Here is a 19,700-nt window from a genome sequence, read left to right on the forward strand (position 1 = left end):
AGTTTTTATGACAGAATCAGCGGCTAATGAAATCATTTCGGTAACAGTTGAGAAGGAATTAAAACAGTCCTACCTGGCGTATGCTATGAGTGTCATAGTAGGCCGGGCGTTGCCTGATGTTCGAGATGGCTTAAAGCCCGTGCATAGACGAGTTTTATTTGCCATGAGCGAACTTGGCAATGATTGGAATAAGCCGCATAAAAAGTCTGCCCGTGTGGTGGGGGATGTGATCGGTAAATATCATCCGCATAGTGATGGAGCGATTTACGATACGATTGTGCGTATGGCACAAACCTTTTCTATGCGTTCTGTGTTGATTGATGGCCAAGGTAACTTTGGTTCGGTTGATGGCGATTCCGCCGCTTCGATGCGTTATACCGAAATTCGTATGTCAAAGTTGGCACATGCCTTACTAGCGGATTTAGCTAAAGAAACGGTCGACTTTGCGCCTAATTATGATGAAACCGAGCAGATTCCTACCGTATTACCCACTCGAGTTCCTAACTTACTCGTTAATGGTTCTTCAGGTATCGCGGTCGGTATGGCGACCAATATTCCACCGCATAATCTCGCGGAAGTTATCGATGCCTGTGTTGCTTTACTAGTCGATCCGGAATTGACCATAGAATGTTTAATGCAGTTCATTAAAGGACCTGATTTTCCTACAGCAGGTTTGATTTATGGTAAGCAGGGGATTCTTGAAGCATACCATAGTGGTCGTGGACGCGTGTTTGTTCGAGCGAGAATCGAACTCGAGCAAGATGAAAAAACGAATAAACAACGAATTATTGTGACCGAGCTTCCTTATCAAGTAAATAAAGCAAAACTCATCGAGAAAATTGCTGAATTGGTAAAAGAAAAACGCATTGAAGGGATTACCGCATTACGCGATGAATCCGACAAAGACGGTATGCGTATGGTCATCGAAGTCCGACGTGGTGAGAACGTTGATGTGTTATTGAATAATTTATTTGCTCAAACGCAATTACAAGTCACGTTTGGTATTAATATGGTGGCTTTGGTCGATGGCAGACCCGTTTTACTCAATCTCAAACAATTAATTACCGAATTTTTGGCGCATCGACGTGAAGTGGTAACGCGCCGCACCATTTTTGAATTACGTAAAGCGCGAGAACGTGCGCATATTTTAGAAGGTTTAGGTATTGCCTTAGTGAACATTGATCCGATGATCGCATTAATTAAAGCGGCAAAGGATCCAGCAGATGCTAAAGCTCAACTGTTAGCGCAACATTGGCAATTAGGTATGGTAGCTGAGATGCTCACTAAAACCGATTTGCTAGAGACACAATTAACGCTAGATGCAGCTAATGAATATGGTGTAAAAAAAGGTGAAAATATTTATCGATTATCACCCGAACAGGCACAAGCGATATTAGAGTTGCGTTTACATCGTTTAACGGGTCTTGAACAAGAGAAAATTTTAAAGGAATATCGCGATCAGTTAGATATTATTGTTGATTTATTAGATATTTTAAATCAACCCGAACGTTTATGTCAGGTTATTCATGATGAACTGATGGCGATTAAAGAAGAATTTGCTGATCCAAGGCGTACCGAAATTATCAGTGTGGATGCTGAAATTAATGAAGAAGATTTGATTCCTGCCGAAGATGTGGTAGTGACATTATCGCATGAAGGCTATGTCAAACGACAAAGCTTAGATGTTTACCAAGCACAACGTCGTGGTGGTCGAGGAAAATCTTCTGGTGATGTAAAAGAAGAAGATTTTATTGAACATTTGTTAATTGCTAATACACATGCCACCTTATTGTGTTTTTCTAGTGCCGGTAAAGTCTATTGGCTAAAAGTGTATAAATTACCTGAAGGCAGTCGTATCGCTAAAGGCCGACCCATCGTTAATTTATTACCCTTAGGTGAGAATGAACGAATTAATGCGGTATTACCTATACAGAATTATAGTGCTGAACATTTCATTTTTATGGCAACAGCCAATGGCACAACAAAAAAAACCAGCTTAATTGACTTTTCTAGACCGCGTAACGACGGTATTATTGCGATTGATTTACGCGAAGGGGATCGTTTAGTAGGTGTTGCGTTAACCGATGGTCAACAAGATGTTTTATTGTTTACCAATGCGGGTAAGGTAATTCGTTTTAATGAAAGTAAAGTGCGATGTATGGGTCGTACCGCCTGTGGTGTAAGAGGTGTCAAATTACAAGAAGGTCAACAGGTTATTTCTTTAATCATTGCTAAGCCCGAAGGGTTAATCTTAACGGCAACCAGTCATGGTTATGGTAAACGCACGCCTGTTCCTGAACATCGTTTAACGAGTCGTGGTGGTAGTGGTGTCGTCGCTATTAAAACAACAGAACGTAATGGTAATGTCGTAGCCGCTGTACAAGTATTGCCTGCCGATGAAGTGATGCTCATTACCAATAAAGCGACCTTAGTGCGTACACGTGTTTCTGAAATTCGTGTCGCCGGCCGCCATTCACAAGGTGTACGTTTGATACGATTGAATGAGGGTGAAACCTTAGTTGGCTTAGAACGTATCGAAGAAGACTTAACAAACGATCCAGAGCAAACGGATAGCTTGATCCATTTAGCGGCTGAAAAAACTAATAATAATGACAACTCATCCGAAGCTTAGTGTGGAAAAACAAACCTTACTTGGTGCATTAATTAATATTGGTGTGATTAAATGGGGTGAATTTACCTTACGTAGTGGTGAAATTTCACCTATATATATCGATTGTCGTGAAATTATTTCTTACCCACCTCTATTACTCAATATTGCTAAGGCATTGTGGGATAAAATAAAACATTTAAAACCGAGTTTGTTATGTGGTGTGCCTTATACGGCATTGCCGATGGCTACCGCTATTTCGCTTGAGCAAAACCTACCGATGTTGATGTGTCGTAAGGAAACTAAAAATTATGGGACAAAAAAACAAATCGAAGGTGTTTTCAAATCGGGTCAAGACTGTTTAATTATTGAAGACGTCGTGACTACTGGCGGCAGTGTGCTACAGGTAGCAGATTCTTTAAAAAAACAGGGCTTACAAGTAAAAGATATTGTTGTGTTAGTCGATAGACAACAAGGTGGCAAAGAAGCGTTGTTCGCCGCAGGTTATCAACTACATAGCGTCTACACTTTATCTGAGCTTACTGAGCTCCATGCTTGATTTATTTGTTTAATTATCAAAATGATCGATAAAAATTAAGCTTAACTTAGCATTTCTATTAATCAATAATTTTTTAAAGCAGGCGTTGTTTCAGTAAAGAGGACTTCCTTGCGTTTATTTAATCTCGAAAGTGTTTCTTTTGTTTCTTCTGTTGTTGATGTTGTATCCAATAGTTTTTCCTCAAATAAAGTAGCTAGAAATAAACTGCTAAGCAACTCAACTGCTTTAAGTTGTTCATAATTTTCTTGGTGAAGATCAAGCGCTGCTTGCTGAAAAAGAAATTTCACTATAGTTTCGTGGCCATGTTGACAGGCTAAATGCAATGCAGTGTTACCTTTTGCATTCGTTTGATTTAAGGTAAAATCATCACAATTTTCTTGAAGGCTTTTTAAATCGCCAGTTGCTGCGGCTAACAGAAAACAAATGCTTTTTCTCTTTGGTAGGATAGAAATTTTTGTCTCATAAAAGGCGTTCAGATAATCGGTTTTAATTTTCTCTCGATTTTCCATGCACAGCTCAATGTAGGTTTTTTTTGAATGTTTAATTTTTCTATCTGGATTAATCCAGATGATTTCTAAACAGTCTCTAATATCTTCGATATCTGTTGAGATAAGCAATTCATAAGGTTTTTTTTGTTGCAGATTTTTTGCATTTTTATTGGCTTGTTTGCTCAATAATTCATTGACAATGCGGTTATGTCCTAACAGGAAAGCAAAATGCAAGGGTGTATTACCGTCTTCGTCGGGTAGATTGATATCAACTTTTAATTCAATTAGTTTTTTTACAACATCGACTTGGCCTACCTTGACTGCTAAGCATAAACAAGTTTTCCCTTCGCTATCTGTTAAATTAAAATTAAATTTTTGTTTGGAATGTGTAATAGTAATAAGCTGGTCGATAAATTTTAATGCATTTTTTTCATCTTCGTTAGCAATCAAGGTATGTAAAGCCGTATTTTTGTAAGAACAAGGATTCATTTCATGACTGGCTTGCAGATTGGGATCAACACCTTGTTCTAGTAACCATTGAAATTTCTCGCAGATTTCCACTCGCGACACAGCTGCACTTTGCAGTAAGGTACCTGAACAAAAAAGTTTATGTAAATTAAGTTGCCCTTTTTTTATGGCTGTTTGGATTTCGCTTAACTTAAATCGGTTACCGGGTAAAAAATATCGAGCAACTTCTTCATCAAAGAAATAATTAGGATCAAAAATTTTCACGTTGTGCAGCAAATGATTGTTTTCTATTTTAAAAGCAGTAAAAGCCCGGTTTGCTACATCATCTTCATCCTTAAAAGTCAAATCTGGAAATTTTTCTTTTAGTGAAGTGACAATAAAGCTACAGTTTCCAGACATGGCATAATCTAAGGAAGAAAATCCATCTTTATCGAACCTATTTTTATGTCCCGCGCCGGCTTTTAATAAACGATAGACAGTTTTTTTGTCATGTTGCTTTGCTGCTAAATGTAAGGGAGTACAGCCTAACTTATTTTGCACATCGACATCTATATCGACGCTAGTTAATAAGAGTTTGGTGCTAGCATAATGCTGATTGATGATAGACCAATGGAGTGCGGTATTACCATTTGAACTTTGACGATTTATATAGTTTTTATCTAATAAGTTTCTAACTTTATCTGTATTGCCTTCCGCTGCAGCGCGACGAAATTCAATTCCTGGATCAGATGTAGGATTGGTTTGCATAACGATGTCCTTGATAATTCTTATTAAGAAAACTTCTTAGCTCTTTTTTTGTGCTAGAGCTTACTAGTCCGTGTGTTTTATATGTGATTAATATCACTACTTTTAAAAAGTAGTTTATACTATACAACTTGATTGGCTGCTATCAATGTTTTTAAAATTTCACTCTATTCTAAGGCTTTCTGATGTCTACATTTAATTGGATCGATTATACCATTATTGCCATCATTGCACTGTCGGTATTGATTAGTGTCATGCGTGGTTTTGTCCGCGAAGTGATTTCTTTAGTTATTTGGGTTGCAGCAATCGCGGTGAGTTTTATTTTTTACCGTTACATTGCTGATTTATTGGTGAATTTTATTCATTCCGATTCAGTCAGATTGGTGGTTAGTTTTGTTGGTCTATTCCTAGTTACACTCGTGTTAGGTATGTTGATTAATTATTTAATTGGTCAATTAGTCGCAAACACAGGCTTAAGCGGTACCGATCGCGTGCTAGGAATTATTTTCGGTATTGCGCGTGGAATCTTAGTCGTTGTTTTATTGATGATGCTAGTCAGTTTAACGCCCTTTGCTAAAGAAGCTTCTTGGCAAGAATCGATGTTAGTGCCGCATTTCCAACCCCTAGAAAATTGGTTAAGCAGCTTCTTGCCCGAGTCCATGCATAGTCATCTCGAATTACAACAGGATCATTTTTGATTCAATTGTTCTTTTATTTTTGAATACGGGTAGTAGGTGAGATAAACATTTCATACGATAATAACTTTTTTCTAGGATAATGACACATTTATATATTTGCTTTTTCTTTGCCTCATCGTAAATGGCGAGCACTTATTCATGGTTAATCCTCTAAGAATTGTAAAATTATTCTTGATAATTTAATAAATCCTTAATCTATTTAGTGCAAAATGTCAATAGATAAATATCTTAGAGATAAACTTATGTCAGAATTTAAAAATGGGAAAAAACTATGGAAATTGGTACGTGAACATGTTGGAAAAGATGATCCTCAAAGTATATATACAATGAAGAATTTCGTTACTGATGCCATCAGAATTAAGGGGATTTATGTTAATGAAAACCTTAGCGACCCCATTCTTTATAAAGCAAAAAATCAAATTAATGCTGTCGAAAAAGGTGTTCATGCGATCCACAGCGCGATTGAAAAATTTAAGAAGAGCCAAGATATTATAGAAGTCTGCCGAGAGATTGCTTCAATAGAGGGAATAGAGACTGATTCATTTGAAACTGGATTGTTAGATGCGACGGAATTACTTGGATTAAAATCTGATTCATTTGAAACTGGATTGCTAGATGAGACGGAATTACTTGGATTAAAATCTGATTCATTTGAAACTAGATTGTTAGATGAGACAGAATTAGTTAGGAAATTTGATCCTTTAGGAGCTCAATTTCGAAATTTTTGTGAGATTCGAAGATATATTCTTCCCTTAAGGAGCGAATTAAAAAAGGAAAACCCTGACAAAGGACTTAAAGAAAAACTTACTCCAATTAAAAATAAGTTATTAAGTATTACTTCCACGCCATGGCAATATGAAAGCGCACGTCAAATTGAAGTCATTTTCATAAATGAAGCCGCCAATAAAATGTTTAATCCACTTTTTGAAAACAAGGTAAAAAGTGAATTAAACAGTGCATGTGGGCAAAGTTGGAAGGACCAAAAAAATACGCAAAAAGATTTTTTTAAAAAATTTTTAAAACTTTTTCTTCATCAGAGCTTTATTTTTTCTAATGCATTTATTCTTAATAAGTTGGGGCAGGAACATTATAGATTCAGTAGCCCAACGATAAGAAGAATTGAATTAAGTTATGCGGACGATACTTTGTTTATCCAAGAAAGTTTTTTGACGCAAAGAATAATGGATTTAAAGACCAACGAAACATTTGAAACCACGGGTGAGGATTTTTTTGTTAAGGGGACCACAAAATATAAAATTAATATTTCTTCCTATAACGAAGGTTGGCTAGCAAAATATGCTTTAATTGATTCTACACTTGAATGTGAGGAAAAATTCAAAGCTATTTTAGATACAAGGACTATTTTAGAAAAATTTCGAGAATTTTTAGAGGCTAGTTTTGATAAGATAATAGATTATCTGAATTTAGATAAGTCTGAAAAAAACCATTCGAAATTTAAACCGATTTTCTTTGTATCAGACACGGGATCTTCGGTATCTCAAGTAATCTGTGATAAGAATGAATATAATGGAAATATTCTCAATATAAAAATAAATAGCCTTTAATAATAGGAATAATCATAGTAATTTTTTTAAGTCGATTAAAGCGCTAAAAATCGTTCGTTAACTAAAGTAGCTTAATGATAATGTTTGATCCGGATTAGCAATTAATACATTGCCTCGATTAGCATGCCAATCGCTTAACACAAAACGCCTAATCCAAATTTTTTCTGTTGATTTTATTAGTTGAATACTGGGTAAATGCGTGTGTCCATGAATGATTTGATTTATACCTGGATGATGTTGCAAGTAGGCTAATAGATCAGAGATGACAACATCATATTTAGGCATAGCAATGGCTGTGTTCGAATGTTCCTGACTACGTAAATACTTAGCAATTTTTTGGCGCCAAGACAGGGGGAGCTGCAAAAATAAAAATTGCCAAAAAGGATAGCGCGACCAGCGCCGATAACGCAGATATTGTTTATCTAAAGTGCACCAACTATCGCCATGCGTGAGTAAGGTGGGATTTCCGTATAGATTAATGATTGTCGGATCAGCGAGGTAGTGACAACCGGTTTGCTGAATAAAACGCTTACCGATGAGGAAGTCACGATTTCCAGGCATGAAATAGGTGGCTATGCCCCTCGCCGTTAAATCAGCGAGTTCGCTGATAATCATTTGATTGTATGGACTTAAATTATCGTCGCCTACCCAGGTTTCAAATAGATCGCCTAATATATATAAAGCGTCGGTTTCCCTGGCTTGCTGGTGTAAAAAATCCAGAAACAACTGGGTTATTTCGGGTTGGTCGCTACTGAGATGTAAATCGGATATAAAGAGGGTAGACATAGGCTTAATCATAGCTTAAGTGATAAATTAGTTTATAGTAGTTATTTTAAGCAAGTACTTTTAAAATAAGTATTTTTAAATTAAGTTATCAATCCTGGACTAAGTTATCAAATTTTAAACAAGTAGTTGATTATGAAAACTCGTTTTGCACCTAGCCCTACCGGCCATATCCATTTAGGCAATGCCAGAACCGCTTTGTTTAATTTTTTATTTGCACATTCGCAAGCCGGTTGTTTTTTATTACGAATAGAAGACAGCGATGCGACGCGTTCATTGCTGACGCTCGCAAAAGAATTAGAAGAAGACTTGCTTTGGTTAGGTTTACCTTGGCAAGAAGGCCCTGATCAAGAAAAAGGTCTCGGCCCTTATTATCAATCTGAGCGACAAGCAGTCTATACACTTTACTATGAACAATTAGTCAGTATGGGTCGTGCCTATCCTTGTTTTTGCAGCGAATCGGAGTTGCTCATGATGCGCAAGCGTCAGTTGGCGTCAGGTAAACCGCCGCGTTATAGTGGTCAATGTCGGCAATTAACGGCAGAGCAAATTGCCGAGAAAAAAGCGCAAGGAAAGCTTGCAAGTTTGCGCTTTCATGTTCTGCCGAAACAAGTTATTCGTTTCGATGATTTTGTCAAAGGCGAGCAAAGCTTTGTTAGTGATGATATTGGCGATTTTGTGATTCAACGCAGTGATGGGTCCGCGGCATTTTTCTTTTGTAATGCCATTGATGATGCTTTAATGAAGGTGACACATGTACTGCGTGGTGAAGATCATTTAACGAATACACCGCGCCAGATCATGTTATTACAGGCCTTGAGTTTAACTATTCCGGCGTATGGTCATATGGCATTAATTGTCGGTGATGATGGTGCCCCTTTATCAAAACGACATGGAAGTTTTAGTATTAAAACTTTGCGAGAAGCAGGTTATTTTGCCGAAGCTTTGCAAAATTACTTAGCACGTTTAGGCCATACCTACTCAAATCCGAATTTTCTGGATATTCATGACTTAGCAGAACATTTTTCATTCAGTCGACTCGGTAAATCTCCTGCACGCTATGACCAAACCCAATTAATGTATTGGCAAAAACAGGCTTTATTACATATTTCAAATGATAAACTAAGCATCTGGCTGGAAGCTAAAATACAAAATTTAGTGCCAGATGCTGTTAAGCTAAACTTTATTGAATTAATGCGCGGGACGATCTGTTTCCCTGAAGAAGCAGTCGCATGGGCAACTATTTTATTTGGCGAAGCCAACGCATTAAACTTCTCTATAGATAGCAAGATTTTTTTGCGCGAAGTCGATCCTCGGTATTGGCAGACACTCTTAACATTATTGGATGAAGAAAATTCTAATTTTAAAGTTTTAATAAAACAGTTACAACAAAAATTAAATCTAAAAGGTAAAGCCTTGTTTACACCGTTACGTTTGGCACTGACCGGACGTCATGATGGCCCTGAGCTGGCAAAGTTATTTAGCCTGTTAGGTAACGAAAAAATTCGTGAGAGAATACTCCATGCTAAAAATTTATAATACATTGACGCAAAAAAAAGAAACGTTTACACCGATGCATGCCAAGCAAGTGGGTATGTATGTCTGTGGCATGACAGTGTATGATTTGTGTCATATTGGTCATGCGCGTGTATTAGTGGCGTTTGATGTGATGTTACGTTATCTCACCATGCAAGGTTACCAGGTGAATTATGTGCGTAATATCACCGATATTGATGATAAAATCATCAAACGCGCACAAGAAAATAATGAAAGCATGTCAGCATTGACACAGCGCATGATAGCCGCCATGCATGAAGATTTTGCACAGTTAGCTATTCTGCCGCCTACGCATGAACCTAGAGCGACCGATGCTATCTCACAGATGTTAGATTTGATTCAAATCTTGCTCGATAAAAATTATGCCTACCAAGCCGATAACGGTGATATTTGTTACTCAGTAGAAAAATTTAAAAACTATGGTGAATTAGCTCATCAAAATTTGGAAAAATTACGCAGTGGTTCTCGCGTCGCTGTCGATGTTACAAAAAAGGATCCATTAGACTTTGTGCTATGGAAAAAAGCGAAACCGAATGAACCCAGTTGGGAATCTCCCTGGGGAGCAGGACGTCCCGGTTGGCATATTGAATGTTCGGCGATGTCGATGGCGGCTTTAGGTGAACATTTTGATATCCATGGCGGCGGTTTAGATTTAGTCTTTCCACATCATCAAAATGAAATTGCACAATCCGAAGGGGCGACCGATCACAAATTTGTTAATACCTGGATCCATGTCGGTTTTGTACAAACCAATCGTCAAAAAATGTCAAAGTCTTTAGGCAATTTTTTTACATTGCGTGATGTGTTAAAACAATATCCCGCAGAAGTCATTCGTTATTTCTTAGTTTCAAGTCATTATCGTAGTCCAATACAGTATAGCCAAGAAAATTTACAAACTGCACAGGCGGCTTTACAACGTTTGTATACCAGTTTACGCGGCTTGTTGAGTAAAGCGCCGCAAACTTTTGATGTTGAACAATTCCAAGGAGAATATCTAGAAAGATTTCAAGCGGCAATGGATGATGATTTTAATACGCCTGAAGCGTTAGCGGTATTATTTGATTTAGCGCGAGAAATCAATCGTTTGCGCGAAACGGATAATAAGCAAGCGTTGCAACTTGCAAAATATTTACAATATCTGGCAAGCATCTTAGGTATTTTGCAACAGGATCCAGAACATTTTTTAAAACTTGGCTTGCAACAAAAGGTAAGCGATGAAAAGAAAATCAATGATTTAATTACCGCACGTAATCAAGCACGAGCGGCTAAAAATTGGCAAGAGGGAGATAGAATACGCGATGAATTATTGAGTTTAGGTGTGGTATTAGAAGATACTGCTACGGGTACTGAATGGCGAAGAAAATAAAAGTTAATAAAAAATCTGCATTCTTATAAATCTTTTTTGAGACTCCCAAGCTAGAATTTCTCTCATAGCTTGGGTAGGACGAGCGATGGCTATCTCGACAGGGTTGATCTAGAGGCAGATTGATTATCAAGTTCACTCTCTTGATTATTCTTACTGTCTTGATTTAATTGCAGATTGAAAACAGCTTGTCCTGCTGCAAGCCAGGAATTTTTTTGGATATCTAAAAATTTATCAAATTCAGGTATAGGTTTTCCTGCATAATTTGCATCTTCAGCAGCAGGTCTGTAATAACTATCGAACAGCTTTTTCACGTCAGAAAAATTAGTTGGTTTGCTTTCTATTTTACACAAAGCAAAATTAGCCCAAGCATTTGCTGTGTTTATTTTGCCATTTTCAACTATTTCTTTCACTGAACAATCTATCGATCCGCCCGCTATGGGAGTTTCGTTTGTCCCTCTCCACCAATGGCCTTGAGTTTTAGTTCGGTATGTTTGGTAAACCTCCTCTACCTTTTTTTTATCTGCTTCATTAAGATTTGAATATAAAATTTTAGTTGGTTCGTACATAATAATCCCCTATTTTTTTTAATAAAAATTATTTGGTCCTTTTACGAACTTAAATAATAACCTAAACTGATAAGAAGCTCAAAAATTTTTAATGAAAAATCTGATTTAATTTTAATTAAAAATTTTTGAAACTGTAAATTATATTTAACTAAAACGTTGATTAAAAATAGATAGATCGATTTATTTTATAAAACATATTTTTTATTTTTAGATCCCTTAGAAATTTGGTTTTTCTAAAGATTATATTCAAATAAAAAAGCTAACTTACGAAGCGGGTTGCATTTGCGTTTTGAATGTTGGCTCTAAATCCAATAAATTTATCATCGGAATTTTGGTTCTATACCGAAAAAATGCGTTACTTCTAAAGACGTAGGCAAATCTATTAGCTGATTTAGTATAGTATTTGCGTCTATGGCATCAGCATACTTTTTATTATCTTTTAATAATTTAATTATAGCTACATCCGAATACTTATTTATGGTTTCTGTCCAAGAATTACTTGAAATGGAAGTTGGGAAAACAGGAAAGGTAGAAAAATTAGCTGGGAGTTTTGTTTGAGAATTTCCATTCGGTATCGACATAGGCGTCATAACAGGAGGAAAATTAGGAGTCGATGATGAAGTTGTCCAGGATCTAGAATCTGTTAATCGGGTATCTTCTTTTAGTATAATGAAATATTTGAATCCTCTTTCTAGGGTTAACTCTGCGCATCGTTTAAGTAAAAAATTTTCAACAAGTTCTTTAGAAAAATAGTTATTCCCTATAAAAGAAACTTTATAAATATTCTTAGAAAATTCAAGGTCTTTATATCCACTTTCAGTTTTTGAATTATACGGTTGATAACAAGGGTAAGTGGTGCATCCAGTAAAAGCTAAAATGAGTAATGAGAGTGTAAATAATTTTATTTTCTTAAACATAATGTTTATTTTTATTATTATTAAAGATTTAATGTTTTTGAATAATTTTTATTGTCTCATATTAGCGGAATTTTTTTAATTTTCCAAGCCATTCTAAAAATGAATTTCATATAGTAGAGTATCTTGTAGATTTCTTTTATATTCTGCATTTTGAAAATTTTAATTGCTTTTAAAATTATTTATTTTTTCGAGGAATTTTTAATATCAACACCAAGGTAATCAAAGCAAGAAATGCTGCGACAAACATGGTGATGCTAAATGCGCTGGTATACGCTTTTGCTGCTGCGATTTTTAATAATTGCAAACTTTGTTGTGATAAATGACTGACGGCTTGCATCGCGCGTTGTGATTGTACTAATAAACCATCAATTTGATATTCCTTTAGAGAAGATAAAGGTGCAGCACTGTTTTTCAAGAAAGAACCCAGTTGCCATTTATTTAAACTACCTAACAATCCAGCGAATACCGCTAAGCCTATCGAGATGCCAAATTGGCGCGAACAATTCAATATGGCACTGGCAATGCCGCGTTGCTCGACTTTGACCATATTCATCACCGTTACCATAATGCCGGATAACGTTAAGGGGAAACCAATGCCGAAGCCGAGTAAACCAGGGAATAAAATAGGGTAGGTTTGGTAGGGACTAAAAATTCCTATCCAAATAATACTCAATACGATAAGTAACGTACCCGAGAACATCGGTAGCGTGGCCCCGTATTTATCGCGTAAATAACCACCGACCGGTGCCATAATAATAACAGGTAACATCGCCGGTAATAGCAGTATGCCGGCTTTTAAAGGGGTGAAATGTAACACATTTTGTAAAAATATTGCCCAAAATACAAACACAATACCTATGGCTTGAATAATCAGTAGCACACTAAATAAAATGGAAAAAGTTAGGTTTTTAAATAGGTCTAATTCAACTAATGGATTGCTGGTTTTGTTTTCCCATAGAATAAAAATACCAAGGCTCACAATACTTAATAGTAATAAACCGATGATCGAAAAAGAAGTCCAACCCCAATTCGGCCCTTCCATAAAACATAAAACAAATCCACTAATAAAAAGTATCGAGATAAAAAATCCTAACCAATCGAGATTCATTTTTTCGGATCGTTGCCATTTTGGGAGAGAAAAAAACGCTAAAAAAATACTAATTAATGCAATCGGGAAATTAATCCAAAACACGGCTCTCCAGCTAAAGACTTGAGTTAGGAGTCCACCTAACAAAGGTCCTAAAGCGAGAAAGATAGCCGCTAGCGCAACGTAAATTCCTAAGGCTTTACCACGTTCTTTATCAGGGAAGGCATTGGTGACTAAAGCATTGGTCGAAGGCATCATAAAGGCAGCACCGATGCCCTGAATAGCACGCATGGTGACTAGCCATGCGCCTGATTCGGCTAAAGCGCATAACACCGATGCAATAACGAAAACATGCACCCCAAATAAAAACGCGCGTTTGTGGCCGAGTCTATCGCCTATTTTTCCACCCAATAGAATAGTGGCACTTATCGCTAATAGATAAGCATTGATTATCCATTGCGTCAGGCTATTGCTGAGGTTAAGTTCACGTTGCATAGCGGGTAGAGCCACGGCTAAGGCTGTTTGGTCAATAAATACCAGGGCCAAGGCACTTGACATGGCGAGCAGGATCCACCACTTACGATTTTTTTCTGAAAATTTAATCATGATATTTCTTCTTAGCCGTTAAAAATAGACTATCCTTTTAGTAAGAGTAACGCTTTCTTAAAAAGCGAAAGAACCGCCCTCAAAAAGCGGAAGGAGCCATTATGCGTATACTCATAAGATTTGGTTTATTGATTGCATTACTGGTTGTGTTCTTAATTATGCATGGCGATAGTTTTGCTGCGCGCGGTTGGTTGTTACAAAGTTTGTGCAATGATCCTCGACTTTATTGTTTGGTCGTAGCGAGAGGGGAAACTTGGTACACCTTATTTCCTAATCCACAACGACGCGAATTAGTGCAGCGTATTAACCGTATGAATACGGGTATATGGCCTGGAATGAGGATCGCGGCACCACGAAATCTCGATGCAACTAATTGGATGGAGTATACACCATTTTCACCTTACAGAACGCCTTCCGGAAGAAAAATGATCGTTTACTCTCCGGCATTGAATGCGTGGGCGGCTTATGGTCCAGCGGGAAATATTATTCGCTGGGGACCGGGATCAGGTGGCCAAAATTGGTGTCCGGATTTAGGTAGGCCGTGTCATACGCCTTCTGGAGCATTCAAAATCTATGAAAAACGAGGAGCGGGTTGTCGATCAACTAAATTTCCTAAGCCTTATGGTGGGGCACCGATGCCTTACTGCATGTTTTTTAAAGGCGGTTTTGCGATGCACGGTTCACGCGGCGTACCTGGTTATAATGCCAGTCACGGTTGTCTGCGCATGTTTGTTGACGATGCGTATTGGCTCAACAAAGAATTTGCAGATATTGGTACGCAGGTGATCGTTTTACCTTATCCTTCGAATCATGTTCAGGTCAGTGATGATGACGATGATGATGACGATGATGATATAATCAGCAGCAATGATGATTTCGATTTATTCGACAATCAAATAGCGGATAATCAATTGGGAATCACCAGCGCTGTCGATGAACAAGTTGCAGCGAGTAAAGATGATAAGAATCAAGCTGAACTGAAAAAGATCGAAGATGCGATTACTAATCATGCTTAATTTATGGTCTAAGAAAAGTAGGATAGGAAACAAATTGATGTATCGGTCAGCAAGATAAGTTTAAATTGGTGCAAACGATTTTATTTTACTGAATACATTTATGTCCTTACCCGCTTTGGATCATTTTCTACCTTGGCTAAATCACTACGGTAGCCTAGCGATTTTTATTTGGTTTGCGTTAGGAATTTTTGCTTTACCGATACCGGAAGAATCCTTGCTGTTACTGCTGGGATTTTTAATGGCCAAAGGAAAACTGACTATCGTTTCCAGTTTATTGGCCGCTTATGCAGGAAGTTGTTGCGGTATCAGTGGAAGTTATGGGCTGGGTCGGGCTACCGGTCATTATCTGAGTCAAAGTTGGGGACGATATATCGGACTAACAGAAAAACGCTACCAAGCAGCGCACAATTGGTTTGAGCGTTTCGGTAAATGGGCCTTAGTCATCGGTTATTTTATTCCTGGGGTGCGCCACCTGACCGGTTATGTGGCGGGTGCATTAAAATTGCCGTTTCGCTATTTTGCCGTGTTTGCTTATTCGGGTGCTGTGTTATGGGTGAGTCTATTTATTGGTATTGGCTATCTTTTTCACGACCACTGGCATAGTGCGGCTGAGGCGCTGCACACACAGATTAGTTTACTGTTAAAAACGTTTATCTAGCTAACATTATTAATTATACAGCTTCAATTTTTATCGTCATTATGAGCTTTATTGCCAAATTTGGTTGTTGCGAGCACCGAAGCTGCATCAATCCAAGGAATATTGGGTAATTAATGGCCTACTTATTCCACTCGCTCGTCATAACAGAGATTTTTTTATTCCTCTTTTTTATTTTTAATGCTATTTCAGCGTGAAAATTTCTAATTTTTTGTCCTATGCTGATCTCGCAATTTCTAGAATTGCTCTTAATATTTAATTAATAAATTTAATTTATTATAAATTCTAATAATTATAAAAATAAAGAATAGGCATGAGTTCTCTACCAGATACGATAAAAGACGTTTTAGCAAATGAAATTCCTAATAATACAACTGGATGTAAGGTAACTTTATCTGTTGGGGAGATTTTACTCCTCGTATTAACTGTTTGCAAAAAAACTAAAGCCAATGACCTTGATCTCACCCAGTTTTATCAGCTGTATCTCGAGGGTGTAAAAACCGAAGCAGATAGAGAGCTCATTAAGGAAATCGAAAAAGTTATTACAGATAAGAGTTTTGTTATTAAGTCCGATTCTAAAACTATTAATGATGATCCAATCAGACGTTACTTTGAAACAAACCTAGCCTACCATATTTTACAAAATAATGCCGAGACTTTGGACCATGCTAAATTAGAAAATTTTACTCAATGTTTAAAAAATCGACTCTTTTCCTTGCAAAATGTAAAACCCTCTTTATTTGTAGTTGAAAAAATACTTAAAGGTGATTTGGATGAGAATGTATTAAACAAGTATGAATTAGAATATGCAGAATTAACATATAAATTACTAAAAAATGATTTTTATGGATTGTCTGAAGTTGCTTGTAAAAATTTATATCAAATTGCTTGTAGTACTATTTTAGCAACGTTAAATACTCAAAATGATGAATCAATACCAGCTAATATTTATAGTAATAGTATCTTCACCATGGGTATGGATGGACGAGGGCGGTTCATTAAGCCATTTCATGATGAGGTTAGGACAACTGCTAAAGGGCTGATGAAGTCTATATCTCCTCTTCCTATGTACCATGATGTAGTAAATCCTGTTGAGGAAAGCTATGCGGATATTTACTCCCCCTTCCAACGATCGGCTGATCAATCAGATTATATGATAGAAAGTCAATGGAGTCAGCGTTTGTTTTCGCGTCAAACACAAGTCTATTCGAACGGGATTTCTAGTACAACGCTAGCGCAGATTAGAAATATGATTTTGCAACGCAGGTTAGGATCTCATGATTATAATATTTCTTTTAAGCACTACATGACAGTTTTTGCTTCTTTAATGCTTTATAATAGTGGAGGACATTCATTTTTTGAAATTTTTGAGGTTTTCAAACTGCCATTTTGCACAGAATTAATGGAGGGTGAGTTAGATACTCAAGAGGCGTTAAAAAATGATAAGCTCATGTTTAAATTACTTTACGAAGATCAAAAAGATGCATTTGAACAGGCCCTTCAATCTACGCAATTTTATGCAAATACGTTGTTAAATAAAAAATTACTTAATGCAGAATTTAAAAAACAAAGGATAAAAGACGATTCTGATTTATTTTCTATCTCTGAAGAGAAATTGACATTGCATCATGCAGTGATAAATTTAACTGCGGATGAGTTGCAGAAACGATTAGATAGTTCAGATGATGTAAAAGCGGATGTTGATTCTCTAAATCATAAAGGATGGACTGCATTGATGGTTGCCGCTCAATTGGGTAAAGTTGATCATGTAAATAAACTTCTTGCCGCTAAATCAAATATTGGGCGACAGGTAAAATGCTTGTCAGCGTTAGAGCTTGCAATAAAAAGTGAAAATTATAATGTTGTACTTACTTTACTTACTGCAGGAGCTGTCGTAAAGAGGAAAAATACTTTATTACAAAAGCTATACAAAGGCTCACCTGCCATATATTTAGCATGTCGTCAGAGAGATATGCGTATTCTTGAAGCTTTATTGCAATATGAAAATAAATTTAATTTTGGAGATATTAAAAAAGCGTTATTAGTTGCATTAGAAGCTGAAAATTTTGAAGCCATGCAGGTATTAGTTAATTATATTAATCAGCATTCTGAAAAAAAACATTTTTCAGAAGACCATAAATTTTTACTTTTAAAAAAGGCTACTGCGTTAGGTAGTTTGCAATTAATTCAAAGTATCAAAAGTTTACTTTTTCCTCCAACTAGTCCAATTGACTATTCAACGTTACTGAATATAGCCGCTACAAAAGGATTTTTACCTATTGCTGGATATTTATTAAAATTATCTAATAATCATATTTCTAAGGTAGAAAATAAAGAACCGACTTTTTTAATAGATTTTAATAAATTATTACTTACCGCCCTAAACAATAATCACTTTGCTATGGCAGTATTTTTGATAATCGCGGGGGCTAATCCTGTCACTATACCTACTAATAGCTCTTGTTTTATGCAGTTTTATAACTATTTGGCAGATCCTAAATTGAGTGAATTTCTTTTTACTGAAATTGATAATGAACTTATTGCTAAAAGAATTAAAGATATCGGAGAAAACTTGCAACAAAAAGAAAGCGGTATATTTCATAATTTTTTGACAAAGCTTGTTAGTTTTTTGAACAAAATTTTGTCGAATAATTGGAGATTAAGTTATAACGATAAAACATTAGTTATGCGTAAATTATCAATGCTGTTTACTAGTAAACAGCCGGTAGAAATAGTGTCTATTGAACATCCATTAGAATCTCCAATCAAAGCCATTTAGTGAAGAATACTCTCTTATCTTTAAAAAAAATAACTTAAATTCCAGTACATAATCAAACTTGAATTGAGACATGCAGGCCTGCTATATGGATATTACTACGATAAATGCAAATAGAGTTTATGAAATTATTAGGGGAACTTAGAGATCCATAAAATGAGTCTAAAATTAAATCTGGGAATTACATTTTTTTTGTGTCTGATGCAATACGCAATATGCAAAATATTGTTAGTGAAAAGAAAATAAAGGTCTCAGACTAGCAATTGGTTTTGGTTTTTAAAAAATTAATGGAATTTTTAAATAAAAAATTTTTGCAACACCAAGAATAACATCATAGTAGTTCATTAAATAGATATAGTTTAGCCGCCAATCTTTCAGTAAACTCCCACTCACACCAGAGTGGGAATGAATATGTTTTATTCTATTATTAGGGTGATTTGCTTATGGAAGCACTTGCGTGTTGATCTTGAATGCTATTAGGTAATTGTGTATTTTTTTCATCGAAGAATAATGAGTAGTTTATTGGAGATACTGGGGCGTTGGTATTATTATCATTAGAATTTTCCTTGCCAATGACTTTTTCGTTTCTATCATTTCTATTATTTGATGCTTCTTGAAGTGTACAGAGTAATGCTGTTTCATTCGCTAGCGTGTCAGAATTTTTTTGTTTAGTTGTTTTATTTTTTGAAGCAAAAAACCAAATAAACGGTGTACTAAGCAGAACAATAGGTAAACACACCATAGCGAATGTTAAAGAAAGCACTAGAATCGGTACGACTATGATAAGCACTAATGGAATTATAAAAAATAGAGATATTGTAGCTCCCGTTGCAAGATGTAATAATTGTAAAGCCCGCTGCGCTGTTCGTTTCAGTCTGGCAACAACCCCCTTATTTTCATCAATTTTCGCACTTGCTTCCATGACGGGAGTTAGCTGTATTAACTCTTGGATACGTTCTTTTGTGGGATTATTTTCAGCGATTTCTTGGAATTTTTTTCTTGATATTGTTTGTCTAGGCATGATGGATTCCAGGTTGAATGGATTTAACGAACAGGATACATTCGTTGTTATTAGTAAAACGGTTTATTACTAATGAATGAAAAAATATTCCTCCTACATTCAAATAAATTAGAAGATTACCGGATATTTATTAAGTCAGTATTAAGAAAGCCGTTTGCAAAATAATTTCTTTGGTTATGGCTTTGATTTTATCTGCGAAACTTATTCTCAATCACTTTAA

Annotated in this window: 15 protein-coding genes; 9 read left to right on the top strand and 6 right to left on the bottom strand. The window is 36.2% G+C overall.

Features of this window, described 5'->3' with window-relative positions:
- Window positions 1–7: 7 nt before the first annotated feature.
- Complete coding sequence (gene gyrA / locus AACL18_RS03140) at window positions 8–2,632, top strand: DNA gyrase subunit A (protein ID WP_339051354.1); 2,625 nt, start codon at window positions 8–10, stop codon at window positions 2,630–2,632.
- The gene (locus AACL18_RS03145; RefSeq protein WP_339051355.1) at window positions 2,610–3,167 is read left to right on the top strand and encodes an orotate phosphoribosyltransferase; all 558 of its coding nucleotides are present in this window, start codon (window positions 2,610–2,612) and stop codon (window positions 3,165–3,167) included. The genes gyrA and AACL18_RS03145 overlap by 23 nt, the downstream gene beginning before the upstream one ends.
- A 62-nt stretch (window positions 3,168–3,229) precedes the next feature.
- Here AACL18_RS03145 and AACL18_RS03150 read toward each other — a convergent pair whose 3' ends face one another.
- The gene (locus AACL18_RS03150) at window positions 3,230–4,870 is read right to left on the bottom strand and encodes an ankyrin repeat domain-containing protein (protein WP_339051357.1); all 1,641 of its coding nucleotides are present in this window, start codon (window positions 4,868–4,870) and stop codon (window positions 3,230–3,232) included.
- 182 nt (window positions 4,871–5,052) lie between these two features.
- On the opposite strand from AACL18_RS03150, the gene AACL18_RS03155 reads away from it, so the two are divergent.
- Both AACL18_RS03155 and AACL18_RS03160 read left to right on the top strand, forming a co-directional pair.
- Window positions 5,053–5,565 (top strand): CvpA family protein, encoded by a 513-nt coding sequence (locus tag AACL18_RS03155; RefSeq protein WP_339051359.1) that lies wholly within the window; start codon window positions 5,053–5,055, stop codon window positions 5,563–5,565.
- A gap of 242 nt (window positions 5,566–5,807) precedes the next feature.
- The gene (locus AACL18_RS03160; protein WP_339051361.1) at window positions 5,808–7,130 is read left to right on the top strand and encodes a hypothetical protein; all 1,323 of its coding nucleotides are present in this window, start codon (window positions 5,808–5,810) and stop codon (window positions 7,128–7,130) included.
- 57 nt (window positions 7,131–7,187) lie between these two features.
- Here AACL18_RS03160 and AACL18_RS03165 read toward each other — a convergent pair whose 3' ends face one another.
- Window positions 7,188–7,916 carry a UDP-2,3-diacylglucosamine diphosphatase gene (locus AACL18_RS03165; protein WP_339051362.1) on the bottom strand — a complete coding sequence of 243 codons (729 nt, stop codon included), beginning with the start codon at window positions 7,914–7,916 and terminating at the stop codon, window positions 7,188–7,190.
- Window positions 7,917–8,048: 132 nt separating this feature from the next.
- Between AACL18_RS03165 and gltX the strand changes: the two genes are divergently transcribed.
- Window positions 8,049–9,452: a glutamate--tRNA ligase gene (gltX, locus tag AACL18_RS03170; RefSeq protein ID WP_339051363.1), complete on the top strand. Its 1,404-nt coding sequence runs from the start codon at window positions 8,049–8,051 to the stop codon at window positions 9,450–9,452.
- Window positions 9,436–10,836 carry a cysteine--tRNA ligase gene (cysS, locus tag AACL18_RS03175; protein WP_339051364.1) on the top strand — a complete coding sequence of 467 codons (1,401 nt, stop codon included), beginning with the start codon at window positions 9,436–9,438 and terminating at the stop codon, window positions 10,834–10,836. Before gltX ends, cysS begins: the two co-directional genes overlap by 17 nt.
- A gap of 89 nt (window positions 10,837–10,925) precedes the next feature.
- On the opposite strand, the gene AACL18_RS03180 is transcribed toward cysS, so the two are convergent.
- The 3 genes from AACL18_RS03180 to AACL18_RS03190 all read right to left on the bottom strand — a co-directional run bounded on the left by AACL18_RS03180 (window position 10,926) and on the right by AACL18_RS03190 (window position 14,012).
- The gene (locus AACL18_RS03180) at window positions 10,926–11,402 is read right to left on the bottom strand and encodes a hypothetical protein (RefSeq protein ID WP_339051365.1); all 477 of its coding nucleotides are present in this window, start codon (window positions 11,400–11,402) and stop codon (window positions 10,926–10,928) included.
- Between the two features lie 320 nt (window positions 11,403–11,722).
- Window positions 11,723–12,319 carry a CC0125/CC1285 family lipoprotein gene (locus tag AACL18_RS03185; protein WP_339051366.1) on the bottom strand — a complete coding sequence of 199 codons (597 nt, stop codon included), beginning with the start codon at window positions 12,317–12,319 and terminating at the stop codon, window positions 11,723–11,725.
- Window positions 12,320–12,494: 175 nt separating this feature from the next.
- Window positions 12,495–14,012 carry an MFS transporter gene (locus AACL18_RS03190; protein WP_339051367.1) on the bottom strand — a complete coding sequence of 506 codons (1,518 nt, stop codon included), beginning with the start codon at window positions 14,010–14,012 and terminating at the stop codon, window positions 12,495–12,497.
- 101 nt (window positions 14,013–14,113) lie between these two features.
- Between AACL18_RS03190 and AACL18_RS03195 the strand changes: the two genes are divergently transcribed.
- The 3 genes from AACL18_RS03195 (at window position 14,114) to AACL18_RS03205 (ending at window position 18,462) form a co-directional block, all read left to right on the top strand.
- Window positions 14,114–15,028: a L,D-transpeptidase gene (locus tag AACL18_RS03195; protein WP_339051368.1), complete on the top strand. Its 915-nt coding sequence runs from the start codon at window positions 14,114–14,116 to the stop codon at window positions 15,026–15,028.
- A 100-nt stretch (window positions 15,029–15,128) separates the two neighbouring features.
- The gene (locus AACL18_RS03200; protein WP_339051370.1) at window positions 15,129–15,686 is read left to right on the top strand and encodes a DedA family protein; all 558 of its coding nucleotides are present in this window, start codon (window positions 15,129–15,131) and stop codon (window positions 15,684–15,686) included.
- A 310-nt stretch (window positions 15,687–15,996) separates the two neighbouring features.
- Window positions 15,997–18,462 carry an ankyrin repeat domain-containing protein gene (locus tag AACL18_RS03205; protein ID WP_339051371.1) on the top strand — a complete coding sequence of 822 codons (2,466 nt, stop codon included), beginning with the start codon at window positions 15,997–15,999 and terminating at the stop codon, window positions 18,460–18,462.
- A 424-nt stretch (window positions 18,463–18,886) separates the two neighbouring features.
- Here the strand turns inward: AACL18_RS03205 and AACL18_RS03210 are convergent, their stop codons facing one another.
- Entirely contained in the window at window positions 18,887–19,480 is a 594-nt protein-coding gene (locus AACL18_RS03210; protein ID WP_339051372.1) for a hypothetical protein, read from the bottom strand.
- Between the last annotated feature and the right edge of the window lie 220 nt (window positions 19,481–19,700).

The organism is Rickettsiella endosymbiont of Xylota segnis (assembly GCF_964019545.1).
Taxonomy (GTDB): domain Bacteria; phylum Pseudomonadota; class Gammaproteobacteria; order Diplorickettsiales; family Diplorickettsiaceae; genus Aquirickettsiella.

Excerpts from the sequence above, each read along its gene's own strand:
- gltX (WP_339051363.1), top strand. The coding sequence starts at position 8,049 with ATGAAAACTCGTTTTGCACCTAGCCCTACCGGCCATATCCATTTAGGC.
- AACL18_RS03210 (WP_339051372.1), bottom strand. The coding sequence starts at position 19,480 with ATGCCTAGACAAACAATATCAAGAAAAAAATTCCAAGAAATCGCTGAA.
- AACL18_RS03155 (WP_339051359.1), top strand. The coding sequence starts at position 5,053 with ATGTCTACATTTAATTGGATCGATTATACCATTATTGCCATCATTGCA.
- cysS (WP_339051364.1), top strand. The coding sequence starts at position 9,436 with ATGCTAAAAATTTATAATACATTGACGCAAAAAAAAGAAACGTTTACA.
- AACL18_RS03160 (WP_339051361.1), top strand. The coding sequence starts at position 5,808 with ATGTCAGAATTTAAAAATGGGAAAAAACTATGGAAATTGGTACGTGAA.
- AACL18_RS03145 (WP_339051355.1), top strand. The coding sequence starts at position 2,610 with ATGACAACTCATCCGAAGCTTAGTGTGGAAAAACAAACCTTACTTGGT.
- AACL18_RS03205 (WP_339051371.1), top strand. The coding sequence starts at position 15,997 with ATGAGTTCTCTACCAGATACGATAAAAGACGTTTTAGCAAATGAAATT.
- AACL18_RS03200 (WP_339051370.1), top strand. The coding sequence starts at position 15,129 with ATGTCCTTACCCGCTTTGGATCATTTTCTACCTTGGCTAAATCACTAC.
- AACL18_RS03190 (WP_339051367.1), bottom strand. The coding sequence starts at position 14,012 with ATGATTAAATTTTCAGAAAAAAATCGTAAGTGGTGGATCCTGCTCGCC.
- AACL18_RS03195 (WP_339051368.1), top strand. The coding sequence starts at position 14,114 with ATGCGTATACTCATAAGATTTGGTTTATTGATTGCATTACTGGTTGTG.
- AACL18_RS03185 (WP_339051366.1), bottom strand. The coding sequence starts at position 12,319 with ATGTTTAAGAAAATAAAATTATTTACACTCTCATTACTCATTTTAGCT.
- AACL18_RS03165 (WP_339051362.1), bottom strand. The coding sequence starts at position 7,916 with ATGTCTACCCTCTTTATATCCGATTTACATCTCAGTAGCGACCAACCC.
- AACL18_RS03150 (WP_339051357.1), bottom strand. The coding sequence starts at position 4,870 with ATGCAAACCAATCCTACATCTGATCCAGGAATTGAATTTCGTCGCGCT.
- gyrA (WP_339051354.1), top strand. The coding sequence starts at position 8 with ATGACAGAATCAGCGGCTAATGAAATCATTTCGGTAACAGTTGAGAAG.
- AACL18_RS03180 (WP_339051365.1), bottom strand. The coding sequence starts at position 11,402 with ATGTACGAACCAACTAAAATTTTATATTCAAATCTTAATGAAGCAGAT.